At 65.0% G+C, this 25,900-nt stretch carries 26 protein-coding genes; 11 read left to right on the top strand and 15 right to left on the bottom strand.

The features are described 5' to 3' along the window. Positions 1 to 5 precede the first annotated feature (5 nt). From A5784_RS31075 to kdgD, 5 genes are read right to left on the bottom strand one after another with little or no spacing between them, the layout of a single operon-like run. A complete protein-coding gene (locus tag A5784_RS31075; RefSeq protein WP_064948698.1) occupies positions 6 to 785 on the bottom strand; it encodes an ABC transporter ATP-binding protein in 780 nt (259 codons plus the stop codon). A gap of 18 nt (positions 786 to 803) precedes the next feature. Beyond that, the gene (locus A5784_RS31070) at positions 804 to 1,835 is read right to left on the bottom strand and encodes an ABC transporter substrate-binding protein (RefSeq protein WP_064948697.1); all 1,032 of its coding nucleotides are present in this window, start codon (positions 1,833 to 1,835) and stop codon (positions 804 to 806) included. Between the two features lie 21 nt (positions 1,836 to 1,856). Continuing rightward, on the bottom strand, positions 1,857 to 2,711 hold the full coding sequence (locus tag A5784_RS31065) for an ABC transporter permease (RefSeq protein WP_082945189.1): 855 nt from the start codon (positions 2,709 to 2,711) through the stop codon (positions 1,857 to 1,859). Between the two features lie 2 nt (positions 2,712 to 2,713). Continuing rightward, on the bottom strand, positions 2,714 to 4,357 hold the full coding sequence (locus tag A5784_RS31060; protein WP_064948696.1) for an aldehyde dehydrogenase (NADP(+)): 1,644 nt from the start codon (positions 4,355 to 4,357) through the stop codon (positions 2,714 to 2,716). Continuing rightward, positions 4,354 to 5,322: a 5-dehydro-4-deoxyglucarate dehydratase gene (gene kdgD, locus A5784_RS31055; RefSeq protein ID WP_064948750.1), complete on the bottom strand. Its 969-nt coding sequence runs from the start codon at positions 5,320 to 5,322 to the stop codon at positions 4,354 to 4,356. Before kdgD ends, A5784_RS31060 begins: the two co-directional genes overlap by 4 nt. Before the next feature lie 111 nt (positions 5,323 to 5,433). On the opposite strand from kdgD, the gene A5784_RS31050 reads away from it, so the two are divergent. Continuing rightward, positions 5,434 to 6,327: a LysR family transcriptional regulator gene (locus A5784_RS31050; RefSeq protein WP_064948749.1), complete on the top strand. Its 894-nt coding sequence runs from the start codon at positions 5,434 to 5,436 to the stop codon at positions 6,325 to 6,327. A 64-nt stretch (positions 6,328 to 6,391) separates the two neighbouring features. Here the strand turns inward: A5784_RS31050 and A5784_RS31045 are convergent, their stop codons facing one another. Then, entirely contained in the window at positions 6,392 to 7,327 is a 936-nt protein-coding gene (locus A5784_RS31045; RefSeq protein ID WP_064948748.1) for an aldo/keto reductase, read from the bottom strand. 83 nt (positions 7,328 to 7,410) lie between these two features. Here A5784_RS31045 and A5784_RS31040 point away from each other — a divergent pair, with 83 nt between their 5' ends. Then, complete coding sequence (locus A5784_RS31040; protein ID WP_064948695.1) at positions 7,411 to 7,956, top strand: TetR/AcrR family transcriptional regulator; 546 nt, start codon at positions 7,411 to 7,413, stop codon at positions 7,954 to 7,956. Positions 7,957 to 7,964: 8 nt separating this feature from the next. On the opposite strand, the gene car is transcribed toward A5784_RS31040, so the two are convergent. Next, complete coding sequence (car, locus tag A5784_RS31035; RefSeq protein WP_064948694.1) at positions 7,965 to 11,459, bottom strand: carboxylic acid reductase; 3,495 nt, start codon at positions 11,457 to 11,459, stop codon at positions 7,965 to 7,967. A 434-nt stretch (positions 11,460 to 11,893) separates the two neighbouring features. Between car and A5784_RS31030 the strand changes: the two genes are divergently transcribed. Together A5784_RS31030 and A5784_RS31025 are read left to right on the top strand one after the other, a co-directional pair. Next, positions 11,894 to 12,280: a hypothetical protein gene (locus A5784_RS31030; RefSeq protein ID WP_156750878.1), complete on the top strand. Its 387-nt coding sequence runs from the start codon at positions 11,894 to 11,896 to the stop codon at positions 12,278 to 12,280. Between the two features lie 14 nt (positions 12,281 to 12,294). Then, positions 12,295 to 13,188: an NAD(P)H-binding protein gene (locus A5784_RS31025; protein ID WP_232006315.1), complete on the top strand. Its 894-nt coding sequence runs from the start codon at positions 12,295 to 12,297 to the stop codon at positions 13,186 to 13,188. A 127-nt stretch (positions 13,189 to 13,315) separates the two neighbouring features. Here A5784_RS31025 and A5784_RS38600 read toward each other — a convergent pair whose 3' ends face one another. From A5784_RS38600 to A5784_RS31000, 4 genes are all read right to left on the bottom strand, one after another. Beyond that, a complete protein-coding gene (locus tag A5784_RS38600; RefSeq protein WP_197514936.1) occupies positions 13,316 to 14,770 on the bottom strand; it encodes a glycerophosphodiester phosphodiesterase in 1,455 nt (484 codons plus the stop codon). Next, complete coding sequence (locus tag A5784_RS38910) at positions 14,767 to 15,159, bottom strand: hypothetical protein (RefSeq protein ID WP_197514935.1); 393 nt, start codon at positions 15,157 to 15,159, stop codon at positions 14,767 to 14,769. Before A5784_RS38910 ends, A5784_RS38600 begins: the two co-directional genes overlap by 4 nt. Positions 15,160 to 15,519: 360 nt before the next feature. Continuing rightward, positions 15,520 to 15,816: a hypothetical protein gene (locus tag A5784_RS31005; protein WP_082945204.1), complete on the bottom strand. Its 297-nt coding sequence runs from the start codon at positions 15,814 to 15,816 to the stop codon at positions 15,520 to 15,522. A gap of 48 nt (positions 15,817 to 15,864) precedes the next feature. Further along, positions 15,865 to 16,104 (bottom strand): hypothetical protein, encoded by a 240-nt coding sequence (locus A5784_RS31000; RefSeq protein WP_064948687.1) that lies wholly within the window; start codon positions 16,102 to 16,104, stop codon positions 15,865 to 15,867. Between the two features lie 212 nt (positions 16,105 to 16,316). On the opposite strand from A5784_RS31000, the gene A5784_RS37950 reads away from it, so the two are divergent. The 5 genes from A5784_RS37950 (at position 16,317) to A5784_RS30985 (ending at position 20,277) form a co-directional block, all read left to right on the top strand. Continuing rightward, entirely contained in the window at positions 16,317 to 16,568 is a 252-nt protein-coding gene (locus A5784_RS37950) for a hypothetical protein (RefSeq protein ID WP_232006314.1), read from the top strand. Between the two features lie 175 nt (positions 16,569 to 16,743). Next, the gene (locus A5784_RS30995; protein WP_064948686.1) at positions 16,744 to 18,096 is read left to right on the top strand and encodes an MFS transporter; all 1,353 of its coding nucleotides are present in this window, start codon (positions 16,744 to 16,746) and stop codon (positions 18,094 to 18,096) included. Positions 18,097 to 18,156: 60 nt separating this feature from the next. Further along, positions 18,157 to 18,444 (top strand): methyltransferase family protein, encoded by a 288-nt coding sequence (locus A5784_RS37945; RefSeq protein ID WP_286159452.1) that lies wholly within the window; start codon positions 18,157 to 18,159, stop codon positions 18,442 to 18,444. A gap of 483 nt (positions 18,445 to 18,927) precedes the next feature. Next, positions 18,928 to 19,563 (top strand): hypothetical protein, encoded by a 636-nt coding sequence (locus tag A5784_RS30990; RefSeq protein ID WP_232006313.1) that lies wholly within the window; start codon positions 18,928 to 18,930, stop codon positions 19,561 to 19,563. Positions 19,564 to 19,620: 57 nt separating this feature from the next. Beyond that, a complete protein-coding gene (locus tag A5784_RS30985; protein WP_064948684.1) occupies positions 19,621 to 20,277 on the top strand; it encodes a DedA family protein in 657 nt (218 codons plus the stop codon). Positions 20,278 to 20,521: 244 nt separating this feature from the next. Here A5784_RS30985 and A5784_RS39465 read toward each other — a convergent pair whose 3' ends face one another. Then, a complete protein-coding gene (locus tag A5784_RS39465; protein ID WP_232006323.1) occupies positions 20,522 to 20,695 on the bottom strand; it encodes a hypothetical protein in 174 nt (57 codons plus the stop codon). Between the two features lie 226 nt (positions 20,696 to 20,921). Between A5784_RS39465 and A5784_RS30975 the strand changes: the two genes are divergently transcribed. Then, positions 20,922 to 22,022, top strand: coding sequence for a glutamate--cysteine ligase 2 (locus tag A5784_RS30975; protein WP_064948682.1), 1,101 nt, complete (start codon positions 20,922 to 20,924; stop codon positions 22,020 to 22,022). Positions 22,023 to 22,036: 14 nt separating this feature from the next. Here the strand turns inward: A5784_RS30975 and A5784_RS30970 are convergent, their stop codons facing one another. Further along, on the bottom strand, positions 22,037 to 23,476 hold the full coding sequence (locus A5784_RS30970; protein ID WP_064948681.1) for a selenium-binding protein SBP56-related protein: 1,440 nt from the start codon (positions 23,474 to 23,476) through the stop codon (positions 22,037 to 22,039). A 258-nt stretch (positions 23,477 to 23,734) separates the two neighbouring features. Between A5784_RS30970 and A5784_RS30965 the strand changes: the two genes are divergently transcribed. Continuing rightward, positions 23,735 to 24,214: a DUF1942 domain-containing protein gene (locus A5784_RS30965; protein ID WP_064948680.1), complete on the top strand. Its 480-nt coding sequence runs from the start codon at positions 23,735 to 23,737 to the stop codon at positions 24,212 to 24,214. 16 nt (positions 24,215 to 24,230) lie between these two features. Here the strand turns inward: A5784_RS30965 and A5784_RS30960 are convergent, their stop codons facing one another. After that, complete coding sequence (locus tag A5784_RS30960) at positions 24,231 to 24,662, bottom strand: FHA domain-containing protein (protein ID WP_064948679.1); 432 nt, start codon at positions 24,660 to 24,662, stop codon at positions 24,231 to 24,233. A gap of 248 nt (positions 24,663 to 24,910) precedes the next feature. Next, a complete protein-coding gene (locus A5784_RS30955; RefSeq protein WP_232006312.1) occupies positions 24,911 to 25,864 on the bottom strand; it encodes a YihY/virulence factor BrkB family protein in 954 nt (317 codons plus the stop codon). Positions 25,865 to 25,900: the final 36 nt, after the last annotated feature.

Raw genomic sequence — 25,900 nt, 5'->3', positions numbered from 1 at the left:
CGAATTCAGCTGATGCCGGCCGTAACACCGATATGGGATTCGATCTCGGTCACGTACTCGGCGAACTCGGGGGAGTAACGGTGTGCCTTCGTTCGTGGCCGCGGCAGGTCGATGCTGATGTCCGCGACGATGTGACCAGGTTTTCCGCCGACCACCACGACGCGGTCGCCGAGCCAGATGGCTTCGGAGATGCTGTGGGTGACGAACAGCACGCTGCACCCGGCCCGCTGCCAGATCCGTTGGATCTCGAAGTTCATCGCATCGCGGGTCATCGCGTCCAGTGCGCCGAACGGCTCGTCCATCAGCAGCAGCTCCGGGTTGGACACCAAGGCCCGGCAGATGGCGACCCGCTGCTGCATGCCGCCGCTCAACTCATAGGAGTAACGCTTCTCCTTGCCGGCCAGCCCGACCATCTCCAGGAGCTGCTTGGCGTACCGTTTGGCCTCGGCATTGCGCTTGCCGCGGAACTCCAAGGGCAGCAACACGTTGTCGAGGTTGTTGCGCCATGGCAGCAGGACCGGGGCCTGGAAAACCATCGAGATGTCCTCCACGCCATCGGAGATCGGGCGGCCTTTCACCAGGACTTCGCCGGTGGTCGCCGGCTGTAGCCCGGAGATGGTCTTCAACAGCGTGGTCTTCCCGCTTCCGGACTGCCCGACGATCGAGACGAATTCGCCGTGCCGGACCGTGAAGTCGACGCCCTCAAGGACGGTGTTCGTCTGCCCGTCGCGGGATCGGAAGCACACTCCGACCTGGTTCACTGAGATCGCGTTGGCAATGTTCACTACCTGGCTCCGATCGGATTAGGGCGCAGCAATTTTCTGGGTTCGGGACAGCGGAGCGATGAAGTCGTCGCTGTAGACCTGTGCGGGGCTGACGGTGATCTCCTTGTCCAGACCAAGAAAGTCGTGACAGATATCGATGACTTTCTGTACGCCGGCATCGGTCATGGTGCCGAACCGGCTGTCGGGATTGTCGTCGGGCCAATTGAGCGAGCACTGCTCGTCAAGCGCCTTGACCACGGTCTTCGTTTCGTATCCGGCGACTTCGCGGTGGAAGTCCTCCGCCGCCAGTTCGGGGTTCTGGCAGGACCACAGGAAGGCACGTTGTAGCGCATTGTTGAACCGCCGCACCCGGTCTGGACGGTTCTTCAGGCTGTCGTCGGAGAAGATGATGCCGTTGCCGTAGAGATCGATACCGAGGTCGCGCCAACGCAGAACCACCGGGTCTCGACCCAACGCGTCGATCGCCGGGGCATCCGAGACCGACAGCGCCAGGGTGGCATCCCATTGGCCGGACAGCAGCCCGGGCAGTTTGGCGCTGCTGGCCGCATGGACCACATTGACGTCGCGCTGCTGCAGCCCAAGCCGCTTCAGGGCGTACGGCCACATCGAGGTCATGGCGCCGGCCCCCTCGGTTGCCACGGTCTTGCCCTTGAGGTCGGCCCAGGTGTTGATCCCTTTGCCGGCCATGCTGACGACGGCGTAGGCAGACTTCGCCTGCAGCAGGTTCACCTGCTTCACCTTGGCTCCGCGGCCCTGATTCAACACGGTGACACCGAAATCCGCCCAGCCCGCGTCCACCCGGCCGGTCTCGACCGCGGTCACGGTGTTCCCCGATCCAGAGCCGGGCATGACCGTCACGTCGAGCCCCTCGGCTCCGAAGAAGCCGCGATGCACGGCCGCGAAAAACGGCGCGTGTTTGGGTAGATACCCGACATCGACCATCAGCGACATCGAATTCTCCGAACGACCGTTCCCGCACCCACTGAGCAGGCCGGCGGCGAAGACGACAGCGGACAACGCCGCGGCAAGTCTGGGTGCTCTCGTGATCATGGGACTCTCCGCGCAGCAGTGTTACTTGGCATGGGTTTTCCACGGCATCAGTTTTCGGCCGGCAAGGTCGACGATGAAGAAGAGAATGAGCGCGATCGACGCCAGGACCATGAATGCTGCGAACATCGAGGCCAGATCGACCTGACTGTTGGCGAGCATGATCACGTATCCGAGACCCTTTGAGCCGGCGATGAACTCACCCACTACCGCACCTCCGACCGCCAGGGAGATCGAGATCTTCGCGCCGGAGAAAACAGACGGCAGCGCGTAGATGAACTCGATCTTCCTCATGCGTTGAATGGCGCTTGCCCGGTTGATGCGAGCGAGCTCTTTCAACTCGTGCGGTACTGATGCCAGACCGTCGTAGGTGTTGATCACCAGGGGGAAGAATGCGATCGCCATGGCGACGAAGGCCTTGGACTCGAACCCGAAACCGAACCACACGATGAACAGCGGCGCCAACGCAACTTTCGGGATGGTATCGATGGCGACCAGGGCCGGATACAAGAAGGTTCGCAGGGTAGGCGAGTAATGAAGCAGGGCACCGCAGATGACGCCGAGCGCGGTTCCCAGCACGAAACCGGCGAGAGCCTCCTGGAGGGTGACATAGGCGTTGCCGGCGAAGTACTCGGGTCGTTTCGCCAGTTCGGCAAATGCGTCGATCGGGCCTACCAGGATGAACTCGGGGGGCTTGATGACCACGACGGCCAATTGCCACAGCGCGAGCAACCCGAAGATGCCGGTTACCGCTTTGACGACGGTGAGCACCGTGTCGCGGCGGATCAGTGCCCGGCGCGCCGGGCCGGCCGAAGCGGTGACCAGCGTTGCCACCGGCCCACCGGTTGCGGTGTCGGAGAGGGGATTCGAAGCGACCATGGTTATCGGTCCTCACGAGGGCGGGCGGGAGTTTGAAGGCGGCCGTCGAGCCGCCAGGGGTATCCGTACGATTCGGGCGTGCTGAGTTGGGCGGGAAGCAGGGCGTGCGGCACATCCTGATAGGCGACCGGCCGGAGGAACCGGTCGATCGCGGCGCTGCCGACCGATGTCGAACGACTGTCGGTGGTGGCCGGGTACGGTCCGCCGTGCACCATGGCATGCCCCACCTCGACACCCGTCGGCCAGCCGTTGAAGATGATCCGTCCGGCCAGATCCTCCAAGACCGGGAGCAGGGAGCGGGCCGCGGCGTGGTCGGCGGCATCGCTGTGCACTGTCGCGGTCAGCTGACCGTCCATCGCGCTCAAGACCGCGACGATCTGCTCGACGTCGGTACAGACGACGACGGTGGAGCTGGCGCCGAACACCTCCTCCCGCAGCAGCGGATTGTCGAGAAACGTGTCGGCGTCGGCGCGCAGGAGCTGTGCTGCTGCACCGGCCGCCGTCGCCGGCTGCCCACCCCGGGCGAGCACATCGACCTCGGCGAGGCCGGCGGCCCGGTCCGCGGCGGCGCGGTACGCCTCGGCAATCGCGGTCGTCAGCATGGTCGCGCCCTGATCGCGGGTGAGCGCGTTGGCGGCGGATTCGATGAATTCGCCGAGCCCGGGCCCGTCGATCGCCAGGATCAGCCCCGGGTTGGTGCAGAACTGGCCCGCCCCGAGGGTGAGGGACGCGGCGAACTGCTCGCCGAGTTGAGCCCCACGTGTGGCCAGGGCGGCGGGCAGCACGATTACCGGATTGACACTGCTCATTTCGGCGTAGACCGGAATCGGCGTCGGCCGTTGCTGCGCGATCGCCGCGAGCGCCAGTCCGCCCTGCCGCGAGCCGGTGAAGCCTACGGCGCGGATCCTCGGATCACTGACGAGCAGCGCGCCGGCTTGGTTGTCGGCGCCGACAATCTGGGAGAACACGCCGGCCGGCATGCCGGTGTCACCGGCCGCAGCCGTGATCGCCTCGGCCACGATCTCTGCGGTGCCCAGGTGGGCGGGGTGCGCTTTGGCCACCACCGGACATCCGGCGGCCAGGGCCGAGGCCGTGTCGCCGCCGGCGGTGGAAAAGGCCAGCGGAAAGTTGCTGGCGCCGAACACCGCGACCGGGCCGATGCCGATTCGTCGTTGGCGGACATCGGGGCGGGGCAGCGGGACCCGAGCCGGTTGCGCCGGATCGACCCGGACCTGTGCCCAAGACCCGATGCGCAGTTCGTCGGCGAACAGGCGGAGCTGACCGCTGGTCCGTTCCGCCTCTCCGCGCAGCCGCTGCAGCCCCAGCGCGGCCTCGGCGTGAGCTTGGCTGATCAACTGCTCGCGGCGCCGGTCGAGTTCCTCGGCGATCCGTTCCAGGAACCGGGCTCGTTCGTGGGGCGTGGACGCCCGATATGGAACCGCCGCCCGGGCAGCGTTCTGGCACGCGCGCTCGATCTGTACCGGCGATGCGGCCGGATACCCGGGCTCCAGGGCCGCCCCGGTCGTTGGATCGACCGAGTGCACCACCGAGCCGTCACCGATAATCGGTTCCCCGGCGATCAACATGCGTCCTGACGGAGCCCCAGCCAGGGTGGTCGGGCTGTCGTCGCCTACCCGGACGGTCATCGGGCCGCACCGGCGACGTCGGCGAGGCGCGAGCCCAGCTCGTCGGTGAGCACTCCGGCGTGCCGGATGATCTGGGCCAGCATGGCTGATTCGGCGTCATCGAGATCGGTCAGCGGGGGCCGGACGGGTCCGGCCGAGTGCCCGGTCAGCCGCATGCCTGCTTTGACGATGCTGACGGCGTAACCGGGTTGCCGCTCGCGAAGAGTCACGTAGGGAAGCACGATCTCATCGAGCAACCGACGGATGGTGGCCGAGTCCCGGCGCCGGACCGCAGCATAGAAGGCGAGCGCGAACTCGGGCAGGAAGTTGAAGATCGCCGAGCTGTATGTCGTCACGCCGAGCTCCAGATAGGGCACCGCGAACAGCTCTGCGGTGGGCAGCCCGCCGATGTAGACCAGCCGGTCACCGAGTGTGGCGTGGACTCGCGTCATCGCTTCCAGATCTCCGACGCCATCTTTGAAGCCGATGAAGTTGGGGCAGGAGTCGGCGATCTGGGCCAACACCTGGGCGGGGTATATGGCGTTCGCGCGGTTGTACGCGACCACACCCAATGACGTGTTCTGGCAGACGGTTTGGACGTACTCGCGCAGCCCCGACGGTGACGCCTCGGTCAGGTACGGCGGGAAGAGCAGGATGCCCTCGGCACCGGCGTCCTCGGCCGCGCGCGCCATCTCGACCGCCTGCCGGGCCCCCAAGCCGGCGGGCGCCAGGACGGGGGTTGCCGACGGTGCGCTGGCCACCGCCGCTCGGACCAGCAGGGCGATCTCCTCCGGAGTCAGCGAGAAAAACTCTCCGGTGCCCCCGGCGGCGAACAGGCCGGCCACGTCGTACTGGCCGAGCCGGGCAATGTTCGCGCGATAGGCAGGCTCATCGACCGCGAGGTCGGCGGTGAAGTGGGTTACCGGGAAGGACAGCAGACCAGAACCAAGACGTAAAGCCAGCTCATGGGGCGTCAGCGTGGGCAAGAGACCTCCTAGGTCACAGTTGCGGCGTTCTGCGATCCCGGTCACGGTACGATCGCCCAGCTATGCATGTCCAACACCTATTTGGCATCCACCAATGCAGAAATTGAATCGATGTTCACCCTCGATCAGCTGAAGAGCTTTGTTGCGGTAGCTGAGACGCTGCACTACGGGCTGGCCGCAGACCGGCTGGCGATCACCCAACCGCCGTTGTCGCGTCGCATTCAGCAGCTGGAGCGCGACCTGGGGGTCGCACTGTTCAGTCGTGCCGGTAGAGGTGTGCAGCTCACGCCGGCCGGACGCGCGTTCCTGGCCGACGCTCGTCGCATCCTCGGCATGTCCGAGCAAGCCGCGTTGTCGGTGCGCCGGATACCCTCGGGACAGGCCGGCACAGTCGCACTTGGGTTCACCGGCTCCTCGGCACACTCGGTGCTGGACCCGATCGTGAATGCGGTACGAGAACGCATGCCCGATATCGACCTCGTTCTGCGCGAACGTGTCTCGAGTGTCCAGCTCGAGGAGCTACGCGCCGGGGAACTCGACCTGGCCATGGTTCGCCCACCGATGCCGTCGGCCGGACTCGAAGCCAGCCTGCTGCAGCGGGAACCCTTGGTGCTGGCCGTGCCCAGCCAACATCGTCTGGCCGACGAACGGATTCACCCACAGGTCAAGGACCTGGACGGCGAGCCGTTCATCATGTACTCACCCGCCGAGGCCCGATATTTCTACGAACTGCTGGTCAGCATCTTCCTGGACAACGGGATCGCGCCGCGCTACGTACAGCACATCAGTCAGGTGCACACGATCCTCGCTCTGGTCCGGGCCGGTCTCGGGATCGCGCTGGTACCGTTGGCCGCCGCCCACATGGGAATCGACGACGTGGTCCTGCGGACCATCTCGGGCACCGAGAACCGGCCGGCCGAATTGATCTTGGCTTGGCGCATGGGCGATGCCGAACCCGCGACCCAGGCGATCAGAACCCTGGTGTGCCAGACGGTCGGCGCTTGAAGGCGTGACCACTGGACCGACGTCGGCAGGCGGATACTCGACGTTGGCAACGGTGACGCGCGCATTACGTATTGTGCTCTGTCCCAGGGTCGTTGACGCCAGACGGCGCACCGATCTGACACCACGAGGGCACCGCATCCAGCGCGGCCAGTTGGGCTGTGCTGAGGCGGATGTCACCGGCGGCCAGGTTCTGTTCCAGGTGCGCCATCGACGTTGTCCCGGGGATCAACAGGACATTGGGGGAGTTCGCCAATAACCAGGTCAGCGCGATCTGCGTGCCGGTGACACCGGCCTCGCCCGCGATCTGTTGCACCACAGCGTTGTCGGCAACTTTCGGGAAGCCGGGGAATGCCGATCCGAGCGGAAAGAACGGTACCCAGGCGATGCCGTGCTCGGCGCACAGCGCGAGTTCGTCCTGGTGGATGCGGTTGAGCAAGTTGTAGGCGTTCTGCACGCACACGATCCCGGCGGGCAGCGCTCGTCGCAGGGTCGCCAGGTCGACGTTGCTGATCCCGATTGCGCCGATCTTGCCTTCGTCGCGCAACGCGAGCATCTCGGCGAGCTGGTCGTCCAGGTCGACGATCTGGTCACCCTCGGCGATCAGGCCGGGCCCGAAATCGGCGCGGCGCAGGTTGACGACGGGAATCTGCTCCAGCCCGAGGCTGGTCAGGTCCAGTTCGACTGCGGCGCGCAGGTCGGCCGGCTGCTGGGCCAGCGCCAGGGGAGCGGGCCCGGTCGCGGACCGGGCGCCGACCTTGGTGACGATCACCAGATCGTCCGGATAGGGAGCCAGCGCGTCGCGGATACGCCGGTTCACCACGCCGTTGCCATAGAAAAAGGCGGTGTCGATGTGGTTCACGCCCAGTTCGACGGCGCGGCGCAGCACGGTCACCGCGTCGTCGTGAGGGACGTCATGCTCCAGACCCATGGCCCCGTAGCCGATCCGGGCCACGTGGTGGATGCCGAGGGTGCCGGTGCCGCCCGGGTGCGATGTGCTCATGTCCAGCTCCTGAAGTGCCATAATCGAAGACGATGCGGAGGAACCTCCGTTTTCCACGTTAACAAACCGGAGGAGCCTCCGCTATGGCTGAACGGGCCGACGCGCGCCGCAACCGAGAACGGCTGCTGGCGACTGCCGCTGCGGCGTTCGCGGAGGCCGCCGGGCCGGTGTCCCTGGAGGGCATCGCCCGCGACGCCGGCGTCGGTATCGGCACGCTCTACCGGCACTTCCCGAACAGGGAGGCGCTCGTCGAGGCGGTCTACCGCGCCGAGCTCGGCGCGGTCGCGGCCTCCGCGGCCGAACTGGCCGAACGGCATCCGCCCGTCGTCGCACTGCGGCGCTGGATGGACCGCTATGCGGAGTTCGTCGCCACCAAACGCGGGATGGCCGAATCGCTGCACACGATGCTGGCCTCGGGTGTCCTGCAGCGCAACGAAACCCGCGACAGTGTCGTCGGCGCGGTGGGGACGCTGCTGGAAGCCGGCACCGCGGACGGCAGCCTGCGCGCCGACATCGATCCTGACGACGTGGTGTCCGGCCTGCTGGGCATCTTGTTGGCCAGCCAGTCGGCCGAGCAGGCCGACCGACTCCTCGACCTCCTCATCGATGGCCTGGTGGCCACCCGCTGACACGCGACCTACATCAACCCCAATAACTTGAGGTCGGTCAGGTACTTGCCGATCAGCTCAGCCGTGATGTGTGGGATGTCCTGGTGCATAGGGAGTTTGGCTTCACGTACCGCTTCCCGGAACACTGCGGTCGGCGCGGTGGCGCCGAGTAACGGCGGCTCGGGTTCCCGGAAGGCATCGAGCAGCGCCAGCACCGAACGCTGACGTTGCGCCTCCGGTTGAGAACGCAGTGCTGCTTCGAAGCGGGTGATCCATTCGGCATGGTCGTCGATGCGCGTGATCGACGCACCTTCATCGATCAGCCAGTCCACGATGACGTCCAACGAGACGCCGTCGTCGTGCGGGTTCATCACGTCGTAGGAGCGGAACCCGTCCAGGCCCCGCCCGCCGATCGCGGTGATGGCCTCGGCGACGAAATCGCCTGGCAGACCGTCATAGTGCGCGCGCGGCCGCTCTCCAGGACCGCCGGCATAGAAGGTCCGTGGGGCCAGGCCGGTCGACAGCAGGCTGATCACCAGGCGCGTGAACATGTCGGGCTCGTTCAGCTGACCGGCGTAACGACTGTGCGCCAGGATCAGGTCGGACCGGAACACGCTGACCGGTAACCCGGCCAGATCATGGGCTTCGCGCAGCAGGACTTCGCCGGCCCACTTGCTGTTGCCATAGCCGTTGGCATAGTCGTTGTTGATCGGCCGTACCGCACTGACCTCTCGAATATCGCCGTCCTCGACGAAATGGGTGACGCCGGCAGCGACACTCACGGTTGACAGATAGGTCACCGGCTTCAGCCGTTCGCTGATGGCCAGCCGAATCACTTCCGCGGTGCCAACCACGTTGGGGCCGAACAACTGTCCGTAGGGCAGTACGTGATTGACCAGCGCGGCCGGGTGCACGATGAGATCGACGTCCCGAGCCAGTCGCCGCCAGGTCACCTCATCCACGCCAAGGTTGGGTTCACCGATGTCGCCCGAGACCACCTCGAGGCGGTCGGCAGCCAGTTCGCGAAACTTGCTCGCCATCACGGGGTCGGAGTTGAACACCTGCTCCAGCCGACGTCGCGCCGAGGCGGCGTCGTCACCACGGACCATGGTGATCAGCCGCCCGCCCGTCTCCGACAATCGGCGCAGCCACTCCAGGGTCAAGAACCGACCGAGGTATCCGTTCGCGCCGGTCAGCAGAACTGTCTGAACCCGGTCGGTGGCCGGCGCGACGGACGCGGAGGCCCGCAGCGTGGCGTCGTCGATGAATTTTTCCAAGGTCAGCTCAGCGGCTGCCACCGAGGTGGCCCCGGCGCCGTGCACGGTCGCGGCGGTTGGGCGCTTGCCGCCAGAGGAGCGTTCTGATTCGACGTAGGCCGCCAGTGCGGCCAGGTCGGCTGACGGGCCGATGATGACGCCAACGGGCACCTCGACGCCGAACAGTTCTCCCAGCAGATTCGAGAACGTCAGTGCGGACAGGGAGTCCCCGCCGAGGTCGATGAACCGCTCGTCGGCGCCCGGCGCCGCACCGGGCAGTCCGAGCATCGACTGCGCGGCTTGAATCACCGTGTCGAGCGCAGGTTGGCTATCCGCCGCGGCACGCAGTGCCCGCAGTTCGTCGGAGCGGGCGTCGGCCAGTGCGATGTAGAGCTGCTCCAGCTGCTCGCCGTAGTGCGCTTTGAGGCTGGGACGCAACAGCTTTCCCACTCCAGAAAGCATGCCATTGGCAGTCGTGAACGGATCGGTCTCGATGATGAAGTCGGCGGGGATTTCGTACGATTGCAGCTCGGCGTCTTGCGCTGCCGACCGCAGCGACTCGTGGATTGCCCTCTTCAGGGCCGCGGCATTTGGATAGGTCGCGAGCGCCTCGACCGTGGGCACGATCACCGCCAGCAGCGAAGAGCGTTCGCTATTGCCGTAGACGAAGATCTGTCGGACCAGCGGCGCACCCGCATACAGGGCCTCGAGGTTGGCCACCGCGACGAACTCTCCCTGCGCGAGCTTGAGCACGTTGTTGCGCCGGTCGAGGTAGACCAGCCGACCCGGTGCGACCTCCGCCATCACATCGCCGGTGCGATAGAACCCGTCGGCGTCGAATACCTCCGCCGTGACATCAGGTCGTTTGTAGTAACCAGGCGTCGCCGTCTGCGATTTGACCAGCAACTCACCGCGCGCGTGAGGTCGATCGGTGGTGAAGTAGCCCAGCTCTGGCACGTCGACAAGCTTGTAGTCGATCACCGGAGGGCTGCTCACGATGCCGTTACGGGTCACGCCGCCGAGTTCTGTGGCGCCGTACATGTTGAGCAGCGGCGCTCCAATGGTGGCTTCGATGAACGTCTGCATTTCCGCGGACAGCGGTGCGGTGCTGAAGAACCCGCCGAGCACGCGCCCACCCAGGAGGTCGTCGCGCAGTTCGGCCTTGGCGATCGCGTCTGCCGCTTGGGGTCCCTCGCCCTCGGCGCGTAATCGGTCGATTCTGTTCTGGTAGCGCTGAAAGAGCATGTCCACCACGCGCGGCACCATCGGCAGCTGCGTGGGCCGCACCAGCTGCCAGTCCTCGAACAGCGTCGACAAGTCGCTTTCGGGGACGAAATAGCTTGTGCCTCCGGCCTGGACCGTCTCCACCAACGCCATGCGCCCGCCGACATGATTGAGCGGCATGAAGTTCACGTTGACGACCGGGGCGCCAGGATCGCTCATGGTCGGCATCGTCCACAGCGAGGTGACCATGCGTTCGGTCTGCATGGCACCCTTGGGCAGCCCGGTGCTGCCCGAGGTGTACAGGATCATGGCCAGTCGCTGGTCGTCGGCACCGTCGAAACCGGGTGGCACAGGCAGGGCACGGCCTCGCGCGATGACATCGGCGATGATCTCGATCTGCACTTGCCTGTCGGCAAGCCGAACTCGTGCCTGTGCCAAGGCTTCTCGCTGCGTGTCAACCTGGGGGTTGTAGTCGAATACCGTCATCCTGCGCACCGAGGGGCTGTTCAGCACGCACTCCACGGCCAAATTCAGGTAGGCGGCGCTGACGGCCACTACTCGCGGCGCGGTCTCGGCGAAGATCGGGACCAGTCGCGCTGCGGTCGAGTTGTGTTGCAGCGGAACGGATACCAGCCCCAGGTAGTTCGATACCAAGTCGACCGTAAGGTACTCGGCACTGGAGAACCCGATGGTTGCCATGAAGTCGCCGGCTTGCACCGGATCACGGTCGCCGCTCCATGCCGCGGCGATCGCCATCACGTTCGACCACAGCTCGCGGTAAGTGATGGTGTCGAACGCGGGCAGCCACTGCAGCTCGGCGCGGCCCGTGCCCGGATCGCGCACCACCGAGCTGGCGCGGGTACCCAGGGCCGGCCGGTCTGCGTAGCCTTCCATAAAGGTGCGAAGCACCTCGGGAAGACGCAAACCCGGTTTCCGCGCGGCGGCAATGACCGACGCCGACGGGTTCAACGCTTGGAGCTGAGGATCGACGGCATACCGTGTCAGTCGTTCGGACCCGGCATCACCGGTGAACTCTTTTGCCATGTCAGTTGCCTTTCGCTGTGAGTTTCAGTGCCCACTGCAGCCGGGCGTTCAACGCCTTCGAAGACACGGGTGTTGAGCGGCACGGGCGGTCTTTCTCGCGAGCTGGACGGGCGGGCGTTTGACGTCGATGTCGCGACACCGAGTCGGATACAGGCATCAGCGCTGCGCGGCGGTTCCAAATTTCCGCTTCGCGGGCGTCAGCCTGACCCTGTCAGTCCCAGGGTTGGCGAGGTACATCGCGATCGATGGCTTTGCGATGCCTGCGGTGCCAGGATTGTTGTAGTCGTACGAGTCGCCCAGGACGGAAACGCTCCAACCGTCCGCTCAAGCGCCTTGAGGACCACGTCATCGGAGGATCCGGCGGTGGAGCTCGCTTCATTAGCCGCAGAGGTGTCGGCAATCAATCTTGTCGACGTTCACACGAGAGGTGCCGAATGACATATATGGGACGGCCGTACTACCCGCAGTGGTTGGACAACCTGGCCGACGACGTCACGTTGGAGGCGGCCGCCATGGACGGCGCCGCGCAAGGCGCCGACGCTGTTCGTACCATCCTCGTCAAGGCGCGTGAGCAGTATGAGCAGCAAACGTTCAACTATGCGGGTCCTGCTGGAGAGGGTCGTTTCGTTGAGGACTACTCCAGTTCGGTGCGTGGCATGCCAACTGATGTCGTGGTTCTGGTGACTTTCAACGCGGCCGGGCAGACCCAGCGCGTCGTCGTCAACCACCGGCCGCGCAGCGCGGTGCTGCAGTTTGCCCGCGTGATGCTGGAGAACTTCGCCGGCACCCCGCATGCGAAGCACTGGGAGGGCACGCCATGAGTTCGCCCTTGTATTTGGTCACCGGCGCCGGTGGTGGCAACGGCGGTGTCAGCACGCAGGTTGTCGAGATACTGCGGAAACGTGGGAACCGCGTGCGCGCGTTGGTGCATCATGACAACGAACGCGCCAAGCCACTGCGCGAACTAGGCGCAGAGCTCGTTGTCGGAGATTTGACGGATCCGCGAGTGGTTGTCGATGCGATGAGCGGATCGGATCGGATGTACTTCTCGATGGGTGTCTCGCCGGCCTATCTGACCGCCACAGCCGTGATCTCTGCTGCTGCAACGGAATACGGCCAGCTGGAAGTGATCGTGAACATGTCGCAGATGACGGTATCTCAGATGACGCTGACCAGTGAGGGAGAGTCGGACCAGCATCGGTTGCACTATCTGGCCGAGCACGTCTTGAACTGGTCAGGCGTGCCGGTCGTGCACATCAGGCCCACTGCGTTTCTGGACAATCCGATATTCACCTGGATGGCGGCGCCGCTGCTGCGAACCCAAAGCCTGTTGGGACTGCCCTTCGGAACCGGGCGAACCTCGCCCATCGCGGCCAGTGATGTCGCTCGAACTGTAGCGGCCGTACTCCTCGATCCCGGCGATCGCATAGGCGACGTCTACGAGCTGACTGGTCCGGCTGCCCTCGACGTGCATGGACTGGCTGCCGAGTACTCACTTGGATTGCAGCGCCACATACGGGGCACCGACATTGCCCACGACACCTGGGTCCAGGAGGTGCTCAAGCCGCTCAGTCTTCCTGGACACCTGGAGCAGCACCTGCTCAGGATGGCGCTGTTGCACCGCGCCGGACGTTACGACCGCGCCACCGACGACGTCGAAAAGGTCACCGGGAAGCCGCCTTTGGCGGTCGGTCAATATGTCTCCGAGCACCCCAACCTGTTCAGCTGAAGCGCGAGCCGGGTCGAGAACGACTGGCCCGTCGTTACGTTGTGAATCTGGAAGGCTGGTCGGCGTTCTCATCCTTCTGAAGGAGGACGCCGTGGCAGCGGGGCTCGGCGATCTGCGTGGACCGCCGTTACCGCCCGAGGATCTCGGCTAGGAGCTCAGGAGAGTTGGTGATAATCCCGCCGACACCCATCCGGACGAGACATTCCAGTTCGTCGCGATCGTCGAGGGTCCACGTCACAAGGTTGGTGATTGGTTGCCCTGCGTTCTGTGTCGCAGGGTCTGCGTTGACCTTGTTCCAGCGTTCGATGTCGTAGCCAATCGTTCGGCGATAAGTCGCCCACGGCAAGAGAGTCGCCTGCGTGGGACGACCCACACTCGCCACCGAATCGTGCACCGCGACCGCGTGGTCGATTGCACTGTAGCGCAGGGGATTCAGGACGATTCCGGGCGGGAATTCGATATCCCAGGTGAAGGCATATGGGTAACCTCGCTGGCGCGCATGGTCTTTCATCGCGGTTAGTACCGAGAATGCGGGCACCATGAACACGATTCCGACTTCCGAGTCGAGTCGCTGGAGCGCGTCGTGGACCGCATCAACCATCGTGCTCGCGCGGTCCGCGTCGGAATCCGGCATCTTGATGTCCAGGTAGATCTCGCGCACGTCACTGTCAAAAGCATCGATGAACTCTCGGAGCGTGGGAATCGTGGTCGACCGCGGGCCGTACTCGATGTCGTGTTTTACTCGGTCCACGGGGTCTTCGTCGTTGACGTAGTCGTAATGATTGCGGAAGTCGCTCAACGTCAACGTGTCGATCGAGCGTCGCCACTGGCTACCTAGTCGCGGCGCGGTGGGACGATATGCCAGACCCGGCGCTTTGCCCAGCTGCCGGAGGATCGAGACCACGTCGTCGGGATTCCAGTCGTGCCAAAGCACGACCTGCCCGTCGGCGGTGAAACATAGATCAATCTCGATGCAGTCGGCGCCTTTTCCTACCGCGAAATCGCAGGACTGGGCGGTGTTTTCGGGAAAGATATTCGAATACCCGTGGTGCGCGATGATCTGGATACCGGAGTTGCCTGTTTTGGCTATGGTATCGCTGCGTGACTTCGGGCACCCGGTGAACAGGGCGACGATCGTCCCGACCAGCTGTAGCGGATGCATCAGCGCCCAGAGCAGACCGTCTATCAGGCCGGCGATGATACTGCCGATTCCGCGGACGATCGCGTTGACGAGGGCGGCTAGTCCATCGAGGAATCGGAACACTCCCGGTGCCAGAACGCACAGCGGATATGTGACGACGGTCCAAACTAGGCAAACCGTCGCCGTGATCCAATTCCATGCGACGCAAACGATGTCCTTGACCCAGGTCCAGGCGACGCAGACGATATGCGAAATCCAGGTCCATGCCTTACATGCCCAACTGCATGGCCACCAGTCACAGCAGTCTCGGTACCCTTCGTCGCGTTGCTGAGCGCACTCGCTGTAGCCTTCGTCACGCGATTCGGTGCATTGCTTGGTCGATGTCTTCACCTCTGCCAGGCACTGTGGAATTCGTCGACCGCACTCGGCCGTGTTGCTCACGAGACTGCGCTCCGCGACTCGTAGGTTGCGGCCTGCTGGAGTTCGATGACGTAGTCCGCTGCTATTCGGCGTGCCTTGCGACGACCCCTGCGGTGCCCGATGACTTTGCCTGTCGCGGTCCCCGCTGCTGCAGCCGCACCGATCGTGAATGCAGCCACCCGAAACAGGCTGGGCCTTAGTGAGGGTTGCGCGATCCATGTCGCGAGGACTGCTCCGGTGGTGGCTACCAGGCCAATGGCGCCTTCAGAACACCCGCAGGCACTTAACTGTTCGTTGACCTGACGCTCGATCAGCGCAGCGCGATCGACATCGACGTCCGTCATTTCCAGCCGAATTCGGTTGTGGTGGTGCTCGTCGATCGCCATCAACAGTTCGGCGGGGGTGGTCACAGTGATCATGGTCAAGATCAGCTCCCTTCGGGCGCAGCGCCGATTCGATATCCATGAATCGTGACCGACTGTCCGCCCGGTCGCGCGAGTAGTCGACTACCCGAATCGAGGGAATGCCACTATACGCAAGTATCGTGCGGTAGTAGCCGGCCACACCGGGGCGTCGTCGCCAAAAAGGCAGTCCCACAACGCGTTCGGTATTGCGACCATCACCGCCGAGGACTGCTCCCGGCGAATCGGGAGGTAGGATATGGCGGCCTTCTTGACGTGATACGAAGACACCCAGCACGCGAGTGGGCGGCTGATCCAGCGACACCTGCTCTTGTTCATGCCACCGCTCGGATGAGTGCCCGGGGGTGTCTACCGGCGGCCGCCGCCGTGAGCTCCAGCAGCAGGACGCGCGCTGCCGTGAAAACCGATGCCGCCGCCATCGATGGCGCCACCGCCGAGCAGGAAGGCTTCCCCGCCATAGGGATAGAACTGAGCCGGGCTGGCATCGTCGTCGATCTGGACATTGCCCGGTGACTGGCACACGGTTCCTCCGCCGGTGGACCCGCAGGACTCGCCGGTATCGGCCGACGCAATCGGCGCGCCGAAAATCGCCGCTGCCGCGGCACCAGCCAGCAGGGCCGGTGCGAGACGAGCTGCTACCTTCATGATCATCTCCTCATTCGTTGACCTGTTGGCACGTCGGCTATTCGCTGCCTACAACAGGAACGCTTCACCGCCGTAGGGATAGAACTGCGCGGGTGGTGGAGCGTCGTTGATCTGCACATTGCCGGGCGACTGGCAGGTCGTCCCGCCTCCACTGGCGACGCACGACGGTTGGCTGTGCGCAGAGGGCTGCACATCGGGCGCAGCAGAGGCGACAGGGGCGGCGAGGATTGCGACCGCGATCGCCGCAGCGGCACCGACCGGGCTGAGATAGCCCATCTTGATTCCCATGGTTGGCTCCTTGGCTGGCTTGACTGTCTGTGAGTGAATTGTCGCCACTCAGAACCGCTGGAATCTTCCCCGCTGTCCCCCAAACTGGTTCCGGGTAACTGGAATTGAGCTGCTTCCGGCTGACCGGTAGCGCCGTTACCCGGTGGTGCAACCAGAGATGGGTGTTAGCCGCGATGACAGCGTCCTGGGGGAAGGCTGATTCTCGTACAGCGATGTCCGTCGACGATAAGGAGCGCATCATGCGAGCCACGCTGAAGTACTTCAATCCGCTGTTTGCCGTAGGTGCCACCGCCGCGATTGTCTTGGCCGCACCCGTGGCAGCCTCAGCGCAGGCCGCCTCTACACAGCAGTCCTGCGTGACACTTGGCAGTACGCAGAATCAGTGCCAGAGTCCTGGAAACGCCCAGATCTATGATGCACCACCGCAAGTCGATTACTTTCCTTACGCTGGCGGTGCCACATAGGCACTTTGGCACGCCGACCGCATTCGGCCGCGTTGCTTCCGCGACTGCGTTCCGCAATTCGCACGGCGCGGCTTGCCTGGAGTGCGATGCCGAAGTCCTCTGCTATTAGACGGCCTGGCGATTATCCCGGGGCCGGCGCGCAATTGAGCAGACGCCGACCTGTCAGTATCGAGGTGTGACGACACCGTGCGATAAGGGGTTGCCGCGGGCCAGTGATCGGATCTCGTGGCCCGTGATGATCCCGCTGCTCGTGGGGATACTCGCGCAGAGTCTCGCCGTGAGCATGATCAACACCGCCCTGCCGAAACTCGCTCACGATGTCGGGATCGCCCCGGCGGACCAGTCGTGGGTCGTCAACATCTACCCGCTCGCCGTGGCAGCTGCGATCGTGCCTGCCGCGCGGTGGGGGGATCGCTCCGGACGCCGCCGCGCCCTGGTGGCGGGCACGACTGTCTTCGCGCTGCTCAGCGCAGTGGCCCCGGTGCTGCCCGCCCCTGGACTGCTCGCGGCGCGACTCGGCCTCGGCATCGCCGGCGCGCTCATCCTGGCGAACGTGGTGTCCACGATCGGTGCCGTATTCACCGGCCATGCCCGGACGTTGGCAAACGGCCTCTGGGTCGCCGTGTTCGGTGCCGCGAATACCGTCGGCCCGCTCGTGGGCGGCTACCTCACCGATCACTGGGGCTGGCAGTGGGTGTTCTGGATCTGCGTACCGATCGCGGCGATCGGCGCGATCCTCGCCCGGGCTACGGTGCCGAACACCCGGGCCCCGATGCCGCCGCCGTGGCATCCGGGGTGGGTGATGGTGGCGGCGCTCGGGCTCGGCGCCACGGTGTACGGCGTGCAACGTCTGCCGTTCGTACCGGTGCTCGGCGCCGTCGTCGGGCTGGCCGGCGCGGGCGTCTTGGCGGTGTTCCTGCGGGCTCAGCGGCGGCTGCGGGATCCACTGCTGCGGGTGGACCTGTTCGGAGACCGGGGGTTCTCGGCAGCGGTGGCGACGATCATCGTCTCGGCCGGAGTCACTGTCGGGGCGATCTATCTGACCAGCCTGCATCTGCAGAACGATCGCGGGTGGTCGGCGTCCGCGACGGGGCTCGTGCTGCTCTGGCAGGCGATCGCCACCACGGTCGGCGGCATCGTGGCGCCCATCCTGGCCCGGATCGACCGCCGTGGCCTGGTTCTACCGGCGGCGCTCATGCTGCAGGCGGCTGGGCTGGCTTGGGCGGCAATGGATCCGGCGGCGATCGGGCCGGCCCTGCTGCTGATCGGCGCAGGCTTCGGCGTGATCGGAACGCTCGGCACCACGGCGCTGTTTGTGGCGGCTCCCGCCGACGCGGTATCCCAGGTAGGTGTGGTGCAGGAGGTGGCATTCGCACTCGGTGCCGGGCTCGGGATCGCGGTGCTGGCGGCGCTCGCGGCACCGGCGGGCTACTCCGGTTCGTTGGCAGCCGCGGCCGTGGGGGTGACGGTGACGGCCGCGGTCGTCACGTGGATCGGCAATCCTCTGGCTCCAGCCTCCGGCACATGATCTCCCCGGGTCCCGCCGGTCTCGGCTTTCGCGGAGTTCGACGGGGCCGGCGGCACCGCGATCCCCGTCGCGCCGACCGATCGTCTGGTCGTCTCCGGATTCAATCGCTACGTCCGTAACCCGATGTATGTCGGGTTGTTGCTTGCGATCGTCGGACAGGCGCTGCTGTTCGGAAACGCCCGGCTACTGATGTATGCGGTAGCGGCGCGGGTGGCTCCTGCGGCGCTAGTTCTCTGGTATGAAGAGTCAACTCTCGCAAGGCAATTCGCAGACGAATATAAGGCGTTCGGGCTTACGGTCCTGGCCTGGCTGCCGCGGTTACGCCCGTGGGAACCGCCACGTCGATGAGCCGGCTGGGTGTGCCGCCCTCGCCAGGGCGGGGCGCTGGTACATAGCCAGCAAACGACACCAATCGCTGACGGTGCCCGCACAAGCCGCTGGACGTCGAATGTGTACCGCGGTTTTGCGAGATCCCGAACGTTCTAATACAGTGCTCGGCTGACTGCTACAACCCCGTAGTACGAGGTGACGTGGCACAGGTCACACCATGGCAACCGGAGCGACGGTTGCGGCGGGTGTGATGTGTGGGCGGCGAACTCATTCCAGCGTCGCCGCAGCCGTAATGCGCGCAGCAAATTTCATCGGCGCGTCTGGTGTGGTCGGCGTTTGGTCGCCGCCTGCCGGTGCGCAACTCGGCCCTGTCTTTCGACGCCCAGAGGGCGGTCGGGAGGGCGTGTCTGTGTCGGCCCACGGATCCACAAGTTCAGAAAAGAGAGCACGACCTTGCCGAAAGCTGACCGACTGGCTGAGGCCCTCGGAAAACACAAACAAGTGAAGAAGATCATCACCGCAGTTCTCGTTGCCACTGGCGTCGGCGGTGCGACCACCTTGGTTTCTTCTCCCCCGATGCACCGGGATACCGCGGTCGCGGTTGAGCAACGGCCTGCTGCCGGTACAGTCACCAAAGTCGCCGCAGCCATCACCCGTCGACCGGTGGTCGTGACCAAAGACTCCAGCCCGCAGGACATCGTCAGCGCCATCGTGAGCCAGGGCCAGGCCGCCAGGCTGAGCGAAGAGCAGATCAAGGCCGTCATCGCCACGGCGAAAATCGAGTCCACGTTCCGCCCGACCGCGTCCGGCGGTGTGCAGGCCTACGGGAGCCAGGGGGCGGCGGCTGACGAGGTCGTAGGCCTGTTCCAAGAGAAAGCCAGTTTCGGCACCGTCGCTGAACGCCAGGACCCCAACAAGGCGATTGCCAGGTTCATCGCCCGGTTCACGGAGGCGTTCAAGAAATACGGCGTCGGCAGCGACAGCGTGTTGGCGGCCACGCTCGCGCAGAATCCGCAGCTGCTCAGATACCGGGGCGGCGTCGGAACCGACTACTACAACACGGTCAAGGCAGCGATGAGTGCGGCCTCGGACCTGTACAGCCAGGCCGTCGGCGCCACTCTGCAACCGGTCACGTAGCGAAGTCCCCAGCCTGGTTCGCACCGCTAACCGCGGTCCATGCGGCATTCTTGGCGGGTGACGGTCGACGCGATACTGGAATCCATCCCGCCGCTGGCGGTTTACCTGGTCATCGGCGTGGTCATCGGCCTGGAGAGCCTGGGCATCCCGTTGCCGGGCGAGATCGCGCTGGTGAGCGCGGCGCTGCTGGCCTCTCGGCACAATCTCGACATCAGCCCGGTGTGGGTGGGGGCGTCCGCCACCATCGGAGCGATCGTCGGTGACTCCATCGGTTATTCGATCGGCCGGCGCTACGGCATGGGACTGTTCGAGCGACTCGGCAAGCGCTTCCCAAAGCACTTCGGTCCGGGCCATGTCGCACTGGCCAAACACCTGTTCGCGCGATGGGGGGTGTGGGCGGTGTTCTTCGGCCGCTTCATCGCCTTGCTGCGGATTCTGGCCGGCCCGCTGGCCGGCGCACTGCGTATGCGCTACGGCCACTTCCTGGCTGCCAACGCATCCGGTGCCATCTGCTGGGCGGGCGGGACCACGGCGGTGGTCTACTACCTCGGCCTGGCCGCCGAGAAATGGCTGGCGCGATTCTCATGGGTGGCACTGGTTGTCGCGATCATCGTCGGCATCGGGTTGACCCTGCTCCTCAGAGAGCGCACCCGCGACCTGATCGCCCAGCTCGAGGACGGACACGACTGGGACACCCTGCGTCGGCACGACTGAATTCGCGGCGAAATATTTGCGAGCCCAATAACTTTGGCGCTGAATCTCCGCAACAAACTCTGCCTCGTATATCTCGACGGATTCAGGCAGCGACCCGAACGGCGCCTTGGCGGCGGGCCGACTGGTTTGACATGCCCGCCGCGACACGCACGCGTGGTGACTGATGAACAGCGGATGCGGGTGAAGAATGATACGGGCCGAGAGAGCGCATCGATGCCTCGCCTTGATCGCATCAATAATCGCATCAATAAAGGAGTGCCGTTATGGCAGCAAAAGAAACCTTGACAGAGGCGGGGACGTCAAAGCCGGCCCCCCGCCGCGCGCCTTCGAAGAGGGCTGCGACGCAGGACAACAAGCCGGCGAGGGCGAAGAAGTCGACCGCAGGCAGGGCGGTGAAGGCCACGTTGCCAGCCTTCACCCACGAGATGATTGCCGAACGCGCGTACCACATCTCGCTCTCGGAATCGCGTGGGACAGATGAAGAGAATTGGCACCGAGCCGAGGCGGAGCTGCGGCAGAGCTCATAGCGCGAACGCCGATGCCTCGCGCTACACCGCTCGGCCATCGGAAACCGTTGCGCACCACTGGATCGGCGGTCTGACGGCGCGACGTTTGGTGAGTCGCGCGCCGGGCAATCCCCAGCCATGAGCAGTCATCCGACCGTCGGGGTGGAGGAGGAGTTCCTCCTCGTCGACCGGCGAGACGGCTATCCAGCCGCCCGCAATAGAGCCGTCGCTGAATATGCGGCCAAGCATGGCGCCAAGTTGCAGCTCGAACTCACCAGCTGTCAGGTTGAGACGACGACTGACGTGGTCGACACCAGCGCCGAGTTGCGTGGCCAGCTCCGCCGGCTGCGTCGCATTGCCTCGGAAGCGGCGGAGGCCAATGACACGCGGCTGTTGGCCGTCGGGCTGCCGCCGACCGTGCCGCATAAATTCCCGATCACCAGTACCCCGCGCTATCACCGGATTGCCGATCAGTTCGGCATCATCGCGCACGAGCAGGGCGTCTGCGGCTGCCACGTGCACGTCGCGGTGCCCAACCGCGCGGCCGCCATCGACGTCAGTAACCGAATCCGACCTGTCCTGCACCTATTGCTGGCCCTGACCGCCAATTCGGCGATCTACCGCAACACTGACACGGGCTACGCGAGTTTTCGCAGCATGCTGTGGACCCACTGGCCGAGCGCGGGACCACCGCCGTACTTCGAGTCGGCCGAGCAGTACGACGCGACGGTCCATGCCCTGCTCGAGTCCGGTGCAGCGCTTGATTACGGCATGGTCTATTGGGATGTACGGCCGTCGGCCCGCTTCCCAACAGTCGAGGTGCGCGTGGCTGACGTGCCTGCCACGGTGGCCGAGACCGTGTTACTCGCAACGCTCATCCGAGCCTGTGTGATGACGGCGCTGCAAGCCCGCGAGAACGGGGATCGGGTGCCGCGGCCCACAGACTCGGCCTTGCGAGCCGCGCACTGGAGAGCGGGCCGCGATGGGCTCGACGGCCAGGCGTTCGATCTGATCGCCGGTCACGCACTGGCGTCGACGCAGCTGCTGGTGGCCGGACTCATCGAACACGTGCGGCCGGCCCTCGAAGCGGTGGGCGACTATGACATGGCCCGTGAGGAGTTGGCGCGCATCGCGCAGGTAGGCAATGGTGCGATGCGACAGCGCCGCGTGTGGCGTCGATGCGAACAGGTCGACGACGTCATCACCGAATTAGCCATGGCAACAACAACATTCGAATGATCAGCCAGGATCGTCTATGGAGAGGCTGAGTCGGTGAAGCAGTATGAGTCACTGGACGCATCGCCGCCTTGGAGTCGGGTCTGGTGGATGCGGTGGCCGCGAAAGTCGTCGCCGTGCGGGAAGAACCCGGCATCGGCAACCAGACCGCCCGCGGAGACGTCGGCGTCGAGCTTGGCCATCCACGCCCCGACGCCCTCGGGATAGAAGGTGCCATCCCAGGCTCCGTAGAGCGAATTCGTGACATAGACCCGCCTGCCGTCGCGGCTGATCTCCACCATCTGCGGCCCACCGCTGAGCGGCAGGTCCGGTGCCGCGGGATGCGGCTGGTGCCGCACCATCCCGCCCAGCCGCACCGATGCCGTCTCGCGGGGATGGAACGGGTCACTGACGTCGTACTGCTTGAGTTCGCCTGTGCCGAAGCAGGATACGCACAGCCAGTGATCGTCGACCGACAGGTCGATGTCGCTGACCAGCGGCGGTGCCGCACCGAAGGGCCTCAGTGCCGGCGGCAGGTCGTCGGGGTCAGCGGGCTCGGCCGGAATGGTGATCACCTTGTCGACCGACCACCGATCACCGTCCCGATGCCACAGCCACACCGACGCCGAAAGATCCTCGACGCTGATCACCACCCCGACGAAGCCGAACGCCATGGACGGGTCATGGGCCGGGCGCAGCTCGAGAACCATCTGGTGCTCGTCGCCGAGGTCGACCCGCTGGGTCAGCTTGCGCTCGGACATACTCCAAAAGTTCACGTGGTGACCGAATTTGCGGCCGAGGAGGTCTTCGGGGTTGAGCCCGTTTTCGATGATCGAGATCGGTCCCCACTCCGATGTCACGAGCGTGTCGTGTTTGAGGTGCCACCACACGTCGTAAGCCAAGCGCTGCGAGCCGCGGTCCAGCTCCCACTGTCCGATCACCTCGAACGTGTCGTGGTCGATCAGCGCGATACCACCGGGACCGTCATCGCCATTCGCTCCACCCAATGCGGACATGAAGATGCCGCCCGGGCCGCAGTGCACGGTATGCGGGCGCGAGTATCCGGCCTTGGCTGCCAGTTCACTGGCCTCGATCGTGCGCGTCACCACGGGCAGGCGGGGATCGGGCTTGGTGTCGAGGACATAGGTGGTCGACGACCGAATGCCGGGGACGAGCAGGTAGCGTCGCTCGAGCGATGCACCGTGATCGCCGTCATGGTGATCCCCATGGCCGTCATGGCACAGCGCACTCGAGCACGCGCTCCACCCGAAGTGGTGCAGCTCGTTGCCTGCCGTGGGCAACTCCGCCCAACCGACCACGCCACCGTAGGTCGACGATCCCGGGTCGCAATCCACCACCGCAAGCGCGTCCTTGGCCTGGCCTGCCGGGTCGAAAGCAACAACGTAGGCCAACTGCTCGGGCGCGGCGGTCACAGCGGCGCCCGGACTCCGGTAAAAGGTGGGATCTGTCGCAGCCATGATTCCTCCTCGGGAGGGTGCAGGGCGGTTCTCGTTTGATCCTCCACCGCTAATGCAGAGCTGTCTATCTCTGCAAGGGCACGTGCAGTGTGCAGCAGATCGGCCCCGACATAGACGGCTTCTTTACTGCCTGGCAGCACGACGACGTGCAGCAGCTGGCCTAGGCGAACCATCCCCACGCCGATTGGCGTGTTTAAGCCTCCCCAAACCGGCAAACACGTCAGACGAAGCGTTTCTGCGACGAGGGAGGAGAAGGCTATGGCTGGTTTGCGAACCGCTGCAGCTGCGGCAAGCGCAGTCGCCGCGGTGGCACTGTGGATGGGCACGCAGGCAACGGCCTCGGCCAGTCCCATCGGTAGCGAGCAGCAGCTGGTCGACCCGAACGGGTCGGTGGCCGCCTACACCGTCACTGATCTGCAGCCAACCGACAGCACCACGTTGAATGTGCCGGGGACCGGAGGTGTCCCCTTGGCGGGCCGGCTGTGGTACGCCACAACCACCGTGTCCGCCGTGCAGGGGCAGGTCATCCCGGCGATGCGGTCATTCAATGCCCGCACCGCAGACGGTCAGAACTATCGGGTGTTGGAACAGGCACTGGCACCTGATCTTGACGTGTCGCCGATGAGTCAGGGTCGGCGCGCCACGGGGCATATCTATTTCGACGTCACCGGGCCCGCTCCGACCGTCGTGGCCTACAACGACGGCGCACAGGACCGCATGGTCTGGAGTGGCCAGTGATGAGCACGCCGACTCGTCAGGTGGTTGCGGGGCTAGCGAAGAACTGCAGCCGGAAGTTGCCAATCTGAATTTCGTCGCCATCGGTCAGCGTCGCGCTGTCCACCGGTTGCCGGTTGAGGTAGGTGCCGTTGAGGCTGTTGGTGTCTATGATCTGGAATTTGCCACTGTCGCAGCGGAATTCGGCGTGTAGCCGGCTGACGGTGATGTCATCGAGATAGATGTCGCTGCGAGGATGACGCCCCGCAGTGGTGACGGGCTGCTGCAATACGAACCGTAGTCCGATGGTGGGTCCGCGTTTGACGACCAGCACGGCGGTACCGGGTGGCAACGTGTCGAGGTGTTCCAGGGCGGCTGCGGCGACCTCGCCGGTCTCGCGAAACGGGGCGAGCAATCCTGCGGTGTCCTCGATCTGGTATTCGGATGTCGGGTGGTTCTCTGTTGTGCTCACGGGTTGTCCTCTTCGGCCACATGCGCGGGATAGTTGACCAAAGTGCCGCTATTCCGATGGTGGGGTGGCGATGGCTCTCTTACATTGGTGCCCTTGGTTTTTGAATCCGCAACGACCGAGCCGCGTTCGCTTCTGCGAACTCATAATGCGCAGCGGCGGCGATGATGGTAATCGGAGCCCCGCACGTCGGGCACCGCATCACTTAGCAATACCACTCTTGGTTGGCAGGCACAACGAGGAGCACATCCTCAGCGGTGCGCTCTGCGCAGTTGACGGCCACGTTCCAGTTCGGCGTCCAGTTCCGCGCCGAACAGCAGGGCGAGGTTTGTCAGCCACAACCACAGGAGGAATACGATCACCCCGCCCAGCGCGCCGTAGGTCTTGTTGTAACTGGCGAAGTTGCTGACGTAGAACCCGAACCCAACCGACGCCAGCACCCACACCGCGATCGCCACGGCCGACCCGATGCTGAGCCATCGGAACTTCGGCTGCCGCACGTTGGGGGCCGTGTAGTAGAGGATGGCCACCGCCACGCTGACGAATACCAGCAATACCGGCCACTTGACGACTGCCCACAAAGTCTGTGCCACATCGCCGAGACCGAGGGTGCGGCCTATGGCTGCGGCGACGGGGCCGCTGACCGCGAGCATTATCGCCACCGCTGCCGCCAGGACCAGGGCCCCCAAGGTGAGGAGCAGCTGCATGGGGCGCAGCTTCCATGCCGGCCGGCCTTCAGTGATCTCGTAGATTCGGTTCATCGAACGCCCGAAGGCGCGGATATAGCTCGAAGCCGACCACAGCGCGCCGAGCACACCGAGGATCAGGGTCAATCCGGCCGACGGACTTTCGACCACCTGCTCCACGCTGGGACGCACTATGTCGAGCGCTGATGCCGGTGCGAGGCTGCCGGCTGCGTCCATCAGAGCGTCGACGGTGCGCTGTCCCTGGCCGAACACGCCGAGCAACGACACCATCACCAGCAGGGAGGGAAACAGGGACAGCATCGCGTAGTAGGTCAGCGCCGCGGCCAGGTCAGTGCACTGGTCTTCGCTGAATTCGCGGGCTGTCTTACGGAGCACGTACCGCCACGAGGCCCGGGTGAGGTCGTCGGGGGAGTCCGGCTTACGCGGGTCGACGGGATCTGGCGCTCGGTCCTTCTCCTTGCTGTGTTCCTCTTCGTTCTCGGTCCTCGTGCGGGTCATACCCCACCGGTTCCCACATCCACAGAACGCCACACC

The sequence above is a fragment of the Mycobacterium sp. 852013-50091_SCH5140682 genome (genome assembly GCF_001665685.1).
Classification (GTDB): Bacteria; Actinomycetota; Actinomycetes; order Mycobacteriales; family Mycobacteriaceae; genus Mycobacterium.
The sequence above is the reverse complement of the archived record's forward strand: the minus strand, read 5'-3'. Positions and strand labels throughout refer to the sequence as shown.